Source organism: Pseudomonas sp. NPDC087639, from assembly GCF_044743385.1.
In the GTDB taxonomy this organism is placed as follows: Bacteria; Pseudomonadota; Gammaproteobacteria; order Pseudomonadales; family Pseudomonadaceae; genus Aquipseudomonas.
The window spans coordinates 29,441-36,277 of the sequence record NZ_JBIUWI010000016.1 but is presented as its reverse complement, the minus strand read 5'-3'; the positions used below and the strand labels follow the sequence as shown (position 1 = coordinate 36,277).

The window sequence follows — 6,837 nt, the reverse complement described above, 5'->3', positions numbered from 1 at the left end:
TGATGTCGCTCGGTTACTACGTCACCCCGGCGCTGCTCGGCGGGGCGCAGAACATGATGCTGCCGGAGTTCATCATTCAGCAGGTGCAATCGTTCCTCAATTGGGGTCTGGCCAGTGCCGGCGCCGCGTTGCTGATCGCGATCACTTTGGTGCTGTTCTACTTCTACCTGAAGCTTCAGCCGGAATCCCCGGTTGGCGCCAGTAACGCGAGGTAAGCCGACATGCTCCTGACTCCCAATGCCATGAGCCGGCGGATGCGCTTCGGCTTGTATGCAACCACCGGGTTGATCGGTTTGTTCCTGCTGTTGCCGATCGTGTTTATCGTCTTGCTGTCGTTCGGTTCATCCCAGTGGCTGGTGTTCCCGCCGCCGGGCTGGACGCTGAAATGGTACGGCCAGTTCTTCTCCAACCCCGACTGGATGAACGCCGCAGCGGCCAGCCTTAAAGTCGCCGTGTTGACCACGATTTGCGCTGTGGCCCTCGGTTTGCCGACCGCATTTGCGCTGGTTCGCGGGCGTTTTCCCGGCCGGGAAATGCTCTACGGCCTGTTCACCCTGCCGATGATCGTGCCGCTGGTGATCATCGCCGTGGCGGTGTACGCGCTGTTCCTCAAGCTCGGTTACACCGGGACGATGTTCGCCTTCGTCGTCAGCCATGTGATCGTCGCGCTGCCGTTCACCATCATCTCGATCATCAACTCGCTGAAGCTGTTCGATCAGTCGATTGAAGACGCGGCGGTGATCTGCGGTGCGTCACGCCTGCAAGCAGTGTTCAAGGTGACGTTCCCGGCGATTCGTCCGGGCATGGTTGCCGGCGCGCTCTTCGCCTTCCTCGTTTCGTGGGACGAAGTGGTGCTCAGCGTGATGATGGCCAGCCCGACCCTGCAAACCCTTCCCGTGAAAATGTGGACCACCCTTCGCCAGGATCTGACTCCGGTGATCGCCGTCGCTTCGACGCTGCTGATCGGCCTGTCGGTCTTGGTCATGGTGATCGCCGCCGCCCTGCGTCGGCGCAACGAAATCAGCGCCTGAGCGCCCAGGAGTACGACATGAGTGCCGTGATCAAAGACGAATCCCAGCAGAACGACAAACCCCTCGTCAGCCTGCGCAACCTGAACAAGCACTACGGCGACTTCGCCGCCGTGGACAACATCTCGCTGGACATCAAGGACGGCGAGTTCCTGACCTTCCTCGGCTCCAGCGGCTCCGGTAAAAGCACCACGCTGTCGATGCTTGCCGGTTTCGAAACACCGAGCAGCGGCGAGATCCTCGTCAACGGCCAGTCGCTGGTCAACGTACCGCCGCACAAGCGTGACATCGGCATGGTGTTCCAGCGCTATTCGCTGTTCCCGCATCTGTCTGTACGCGACAACATCGCCTTCCCGTTGGCGATCCGTAAACTGGCGGCGGCCGAGCGTAACAAGCGCGTCGATGCGATGTTGAAACTGGTGCAACTCGAACAATTCGCCCATCGCCGCCCTTCGCAACTGTCCGGTGGCCAACAGCAACGGGTCGCCATTGCCCGGGCGCTGGTCTACGAGCCACGCATTTTGCTGATGGACGAACCGCTGGGTGCGCTGGATAAAAAACTGCGTGAGGATTTGCAAGATGAATTGCGCCAACTGCATCGGCGCCTGGGCATCACCATCGTCTATGTGACCCACGATCAGGAAGAAGCCATGCGTTTGTCGCAACGCATTGCGATTTTCAGTCACGGCAAGATTGTCGGTTTGGGCAGCGGTTATGACCTTTATCAGAATCCGCCGAATGCCTTTGTCGCCTCGTTTCTCGGCAACTCGAACTTCCTCAAGCTCAAGGCGCAGGGTAACGCGGCGGCGAGTTTTGAAGGGCAGTCGTTGTCGATTCGACTGACCTCGGGTTTGCATACCGATCAGGATGTGTTGCTGATGGTGCGTCCGGAAAAAGCGCTGGCATTGAGTGTGCAGCAGGCGACTGATGAGCCATTGGCGGCGGGTTGGAATCAGGTGTCGGCGAAGGTGGTGGAGGTGCTGTTTCTGGGCGAGAGCCAGACGTGCAGCGTGGTCACCTCGGGTGGGACGTCGATGACGGTGAAGGCGCTGTCGGCGGCGGGCATGCCGCTCAAGGCTGGCGATGAGGTGCGGGTGCGTTGGGCTACGGCGGATGCCTGTGTTTATACCGAATGGACTGAAAGCGACCTCAACAAAGCCGCCGGGGCCCACTAACCTGCGGATCCCCCTGTGGGAGCGAGCCTGCTCGCTTCCACAGTGATTTTGTGGTGTTCAGGCTATCGGGGTAAAGCCTTCGATCTGATCCGGCCACGCCGTCAACACTTCAAACCCGGTCTCCGTCACCGCCACCATATGCTCCCACTGCGCCGACAGCGACCCGTCCCTGGTCAGCACGGTCCAGCCGTCCGGCATGTTCTTCACATGACGCTTGCCGGCATTGAGCATTGGCTCGATGGTGAAGATCATCCCGGCCTTGAGCTTCATCCCCTGATTCGGGAAACCGTAATGCAGGATCTGCGGTTCATCGTGGTAGATCTTGCCGATGCCGTGCCCGCAATACTCGCGCACCACGCTGAAGCCTTCTTTCTCCGCCAGGCTCTGAATCGCATGGCCGATATCCCCCAGCGTCGCACCCGGGCGCACGGCGCGGATACCGGCGCACATGGCGTCGTAGGTGGTCTTGATCAGATGCTGCGCCTCAGGCGTAGCCTCACCGACCACATACATGCGGCTGGTGTCGCCAAACCAGCCATCCTTGATCACGGCGATGTCGAGGTTGACGATGTCACCGTCCTTCAACGGTGTGCCTGACGGAATGCCGTGGCACACCACGTCGTTGACCGAGGCACAGACGGTTTTCGGGAAGCCGTGGTAGCCGACGTTGGCCGGGATGGCTTTTTGCACATTGACGATGTAGTCGTTGCACAGCCGATCCAGCTCATCGGTGGTCACGCCAGCCTTGACGTGGGGCACCAGCATCGCCAGTACCTCGGCAGCGAGTTGGCCAGCGACGCGCGATTGCGCGATCTCGGCCGGGGTGTTGATCTTGATCTGGTTTCTCATGCGGTGACTGCTTCCTGAGTCAGTTGTTGCAGATCCAGCCCGCCGTTCTGCTCGGCGCGGATCAGCAAGCGGCAAATGGCACTGTGGTCGAGGTTGGGGTGCAGCTCGGCAAGCATGCCGATGCGCATCCAGTGCTCGGCCTGCGCGTTGATCGAGCGGCTGAGTGCGTTGCTGGAGACGCGCAGATTTTCGTGCATGTCCTCTGAAATTTTGACGATGCCCATAGTCGAATCCGATACGAAGTGTATATGGATCGTATATTAGCCAAGCCTTTCGGAAGATTGCAAACCCTCAGCTGAGGGCCACATCAAAAAACGATGAGATGAGCCGACTCGAGCGCCGCTCCGCCAGGCAGTACAGATAGGTCTCGGTATAGAGCTGATCGTCTTCGATACGGATGGTGCGGATGTTCGGATCCGCAATGAATTCCGCCTCGGACACTACGCCCAAGCCCAACCCACGCACTACCGCCTCCCGTAGCGCCTCGCGGCTGCCGATTTCCATGGCGATACGCGGTTTGACCTGTGCCGCGTTGAGTGCCTGCTCAAGCACCAGTCGCGTAGTCGAACCGGGCTCGCGTTGCAACAAACGCTGCCCCTGCAGTTCTTCCAGCCGCACGCTTCCACGATTGGCCAGCGGATGCTCATGATGGGCAAAAAGGATGATCGCGTGCCGCGCATAACGCACCGCACACAACGCCGGATCATCGTGACGACCGGCCAGCACCGCAATGTCGGTCACGTAGTTTTCCAGATCCGACAACACCTGCGCCGAGTTGCCCACGCGGATCGACACGTCGATACCTGGATGCTGTTGCAGATAGCTGTCGACCATCTCGATCACATGAAACGGCCCTACCGCGCCAACCTTTAGCTGACCACTGTCGAGCCGCCCGGAGTCGCGCAGCAGGTTATGCGCTTCCAGTTCCAGCAAGGCGATGCGCTGCGCAATCGGCAGCAATTGCCGACCAACGTCCGACAGCTCAATGCGCCGCCCACGGCGATGAAACAACTCGACGTTGTGTTGGCGCTCCAGGCTTTGTACCTGCGTGGTCAAGGTCGGCTGGCTGAGCCCCGTGGCCCTCGCACCGGCACTGAAACTGCCGTGGCGAGCAACGGCGAGGAAGGCCCGCAGTTTGGCGCTGGACATCCATAGACTCCATCAATAGTTAAGTACGGATTCGCATATTGAATTGATTGAATGACTGTCACGTGACAGACCTAGCCTGTGGCAAATCCCAACCACACCGTGGAATGCCATGAAAACAATCAAGCAGTTTCTGCGTGCCGCCAGTCTCACCGTGCTTGCCCTGAGCGCCAGCCATGTCTGGGCCAAAGACAAACTGACCATTGGCCTGATCCCGTCCGAAGATTCCCAGGCGATGATCGAAGCGAGCAAGCAAGTGCTCGACGATCTGCAAAGCAAAATCGGCATGCCGGTCGTGCCGTTCGTGGCCACCGACTACAACGGCATCATCGAAGCGCTGCGCTCGGGCAAACTCGACGTCGCCTACCTGGGGCCGTTCTCGTATGTGCTGGCGACCTCGGTGGCCGATGTCGAAGCGTTCTCTGTGGCCGTCACCAAGAAGACCGGTCAGAGCGCTTACAAAAGTGTGATTCTGGCGCGCAAGGACAGCGGCATTCATTCCCTGGCAGATCTCAAGGGCCATACCTTCGCGTTCGTCGACCCGAGTTCGGCATCAGGGCACCTGTTTCCCAAGGCAGGTCTTGAGCAGGCCGGTTTTGCCCCGGACGGCTTGTTCAAAAGGGTGATTTTTTCCGGCTCCCACGACGCCAGCATCCTTGCTGTCGAGAATAAAAAAGTCGACGCCGCCGCTGTCGCCGACCGCATATTTGCCAGTGCCGTAGCCAAAGGCGTAGTGAAGCAGGATGACTTCGAAGTGGTCTGGAGTTCGAAGCCGATTCCTGAGTCGCCGATGGTCTGGCGCAAGGCGCTGGATCCTGAGCTGAAGCAGAAAATCGCCGCCGCACTCGCCTCGATCAAGGATGTGCCGTGGGGCGATCAGGGTGTACTCAATGGCTTCCAGCCCACTACGGACGCGGCTTACGACGTAGTGCGCGAAACCGCCAAGGTGCTCGATCTCGATTTGCGGAGCATGAAATGATCAGCATCCGCCAACTCACCAAGCATTACGGCAGCAACCCGGTATTGCGCGGCATTGACCTGGAGGTCGGTGCCGGGGAATTCGTCGTGGTGCTGGGTCAGTCCGGCGCCGGAAAGTCGACCTTGCTGCGCTGCATTAATCGCTTGGCGCAAGCCGACAGCGGCACGCTGAGCGTGGCCGGCATCGATGCCCTCACCTGCCCCGACACCACTGTGCTGCGCCGTGAAGTGGCGATGATTTTTCAGCACCACAACGTCGTGCCGCGCCTGAGCGTATTGAAGAATGTGCTGACCGGCCGCCTCGGTTCGGTGGGCACGTTCGCCTCGATCCTGCAGCTGTTTCGCCGTGACGACGTAGCGCTGGCCATGCAGTGCCTGGAGCGCGTCGAACTCGCGCACAAGTCCGGTGAGCGAACCGACTCGTTGTCCGGCGGACAGAAGCAGCGCGTCGGGATTGCCCGCGCGCTGGCCCAACGACCGAAGGTGATTCTGGCTGATGAACCGATCGCCAGCCTCGACCCGAAAACCGCGCGACTGGTCTTGCAGTACCTGCGCGATGCCACTCGCGAGCTGGGCATCACCGTGTTGTGCAATCTGCATCAGGTCGAATACGCCCGCGAGTTCGGCGACCGCGTGGTCGGCCTGGCTCACGGCAACCTGGTGTTCGACGGCAAAGCCTCGAGTATGACCGACGCGGATCTGGCACGAATCTATCCGGGCCAGCCTTCGGAGTTACCTGCAGACACCCTGACGCCCACCCTGACCTACTGCGCCGCATCGAGGGCCTGAACATGCAATCGCAAAACTATCAGTGGGTTGGCAATCGCCCCCGTGGCACACGCAGTTGGCTGACCACCGGTGCCATCGTCCTGATCGTGTTGTGGACGCTGAACTGGAGCGCTCAAGGTGCCCAACTCAGCATGGGAGAACTGGCCGCCGGATTGCCGCAGATTGGCGACTTTCTCTCGCGCACTTTTCCACCCGATCTGAGCATCCTGCCGCGTCTGGTCGCACCCGCCGTGGAAACCTTGCAGATCGCCATATGGGGCACGTTGCTCGGAGTGCTACTGGCGATTCCTCTGTCGTTTCTCGCGGCGCGCAATCTCAGTCGCAATCGACTGGTGTTCCACCTCACCCGGCAGGTGCTGAATTTCACTCGCAGCATCAATGAACTGATCCTCGCGCTGATCTTCGTATCGGCGGTCGGTCTCGGCCCGTTTCCCGGTGTGCTGGCGCTGGCGCTGCATGGCCTTGGCATGCTCGGCAAGTTCTTCGCCGAGAGCATTGAAGAGATTGATCAAGGCCCGATTGAAGCGCTGCAAGCGACCGGTGCGCGGCCGTTGCAGGTAATCGTGTTTGGCGTATTGCCGCAGGTGATCACTGCGTGGATTGCCGTGATTCTCTACCGCTTCGAGGTCAATCTGCGTTCGGCCACCGTACTTGGAATGGTCGGCGCTGGCGGCCTGGGTTTCGAACTGGTGAGCAGTCTCAAACTGTTCAAGTACCAGGAAACAGCCACCTGCATCATCGTCATCACTTTCATGGTGATCGTCGCCGATGCAGTGTCGAGCCGGCTACGCGCAGCGATCCAGAGCGGTTCAGCCCATTAGCAGCGGTTTTTATCGGTCCAGCCGATTCAAACCTGCGATTTATCGATTTGT

8 protein-coding genes and 1 pseudogene are annotated in these 6,837 nt (G+C 59.9%); 6 read left to right on the top strand and 3 right to left on the bottom strand.

Going from position 1 to position 6,837, the window contains the following annotated elements; genetic code table 11:
• The 3 genes and pseudogenes from ACIOVB_RS09455 to ACIOVB_RS09445 form a co-directional block, all read left to right on the top strand.
• Positions 1-215, top strand: a pseudogene (locus tag ACIOVB_RS09455) (ABC transporter permease); the annotation flags it as partial.
• 6 nt (positions 216-221) lie between these two features.
• Positions 222-1,031, top strand: coding sequence for an ABC transporter permease (locus ACIOVB_RS09450; RefSeq protein WP_007918021.1), 810 nt, complete (start codon positions 222-224; stop codon positions 1,029-1,031).
• 17 nt (positions 1,032-1,048) lie between these two features.
• On the top strand, positions 1,049-2,203 hold the full coding sequence (locus ACIOVB_RS09445; protein WP_401267020.1) for an ABC transporter ATP-binding protein: 1,155 nt from the start codon (positions 1,049-1,051) through the stop codon (positions 2,201-2,203).
• Positions 2,204-2,260: 57 nt separating this feature from the next.
• Here the strand turns inward: ACIOVB_RS09445 and map are convergent, their stop codons facing one another.
• The 3 genes from map to ACIOVB_RS09430 all read right to left on the bottom strand — a co-directional run bounded on the left by map (position 2,261) and on the right by ACIOVB_RS09430 (position 4,201).
• A complete protein-coding gene (map, locus tag ACIOVB_RS09440; RefSeq protein WP_401267017.1) occupies positions 2,261-3,052 on the bottom strand; it encodes a type I methionyl aminopeptidase in 792 nt (263 codons plus the stop codon).
• Positions 3,049-3,276 carry a ParD-like family protein gene (locus ACIOVB_RS09435; RefSeq protein ID WP_401267016.1) on the bottom strand — a complete coding sequence of 76 codons (228 nt, stop codon included), beginning with the start codon at positions 3,274-3,276 and terminating at the stop codon, positions 3,049-3,051. The genes map and ACIOVB_RS09435 overlap by 4 nt, the downstream gene beginning before the upstream one ends.
• 67 nt (positions 3,277-3,343) lie before the next feature.
• Positions 3,344-4,201 carry a LysR substrate-binding domain-containing protein gene (locus tag ACIOVB_RS09430; protein WP_401267014.1) on the bottom strand — a complete coding sequence of 286 codons (858 nt, stop codon included), beginning with the start codon at positions 4,199-4,201 and terminating at the stop codon, positions 3,344-3,346.
• A gap of 109 nt (positions 4,202-4,310) precedes the next feature.
• Between ACIOVB_RS09430 and phnD the strand changes: the two genes are divergently transcribed.
• Genes phnD through phnE form a run of 3 tightly spaced genes read left to right on the top strand, consistent with a single transcriptional unit; the run spans position 4,311 to position 6,786 of the window.
• Complete coding sequence (gene phnD / locus ACIOVB_RS09425; protein WP_401267013.1) at positions 4,311-5,177, top strand: phosphonate ABC transporter substrate-binding protein; 867 nt, start codon at positions 4,311-4,313, stop codon at positions 5,175-5,177.
• The gene (phnC, locus tag ACIOVB_RS09420; protein ID WP_401267010.1) at positions 5,174-5,965 is read left to right on the top strand and encodes a phosphonate ABC transporter ATP-binding protein; all 792 of its coding nucleotides are present in this window, start codon (positions 5,174-5,176) and stop codon (positions 5,963-5,965) included. The genes phnD and phnC overlap by 4 nt, the downstream gene beginning before the upstream one ends.
• A gap of 2 nt (positions 5,966-5,967) precedes the next feature.
• Positions 5,968-6,786, top strand: coding sequence for a phosphonate ABC transporter, permease protein PhnE (phnE, locus tag ACIOVB_RS09415; protein WP_187678637.1), 819 nt, complete (start codon positions 5,968-5,970; stop codon positions 6,784-6,786).
• The last annotated feature ends 51 nt before the right edge of the window (positions 6,787-6,837 follow it).